This window comes from Ciceribacter ferrooxidans, assembly GCF_004137355.1.
GTDB classification, from domain to species: Bacteria; Pseudomonadota; Alphaproteobacteria; order Rhizobiales; family Rhizobiaceae; genus Allorhizobium; species Allorhizobium ferrooxidans.
Map to the genome: position 1 here is coordinate 1 of NZ_SDVB01000201.1, position 279 is coordinate 279.

Sequence of the window (279 nt, forward strand, 5' to 3'; positions counted from 1 at the left end):
TGATCACTGGTGTCTGCTGACCGCTGCGCGATAAGGGGGCCAGCGTGAACTACAACTGGAACTGGGGCATCTTCTTTCAGACGTCGCCGGACGGGGTCCACACCTATCTGGAGACGCTCCTCATGGGCACCGGTTGGACGCTCGCAACCGCGCTCAGCGCGTGGTGCCTGGCGCTCGCCATGGGATCGCTGATTGGCGTCATTCGCACCACGCCCAGTCCTTGGCTGGTCCGGCTCGGCAACGCCTATGTGGAAGTGTTCCGCAACATCCCGCTGCTGG

At 63.4% G+C, this 279-nt stretch carries 1 pseudogene; it reads left to right on the top strand.

The features are described 5' to 3' along the window. Positions 1-44 precede the first annotated feature (44 nt). Positions 45-279 (top strand): annotated as a pseudogene (locus tag EUU22_RS10295) (amino acid ABC transporter permease); the annotation flags it as partial.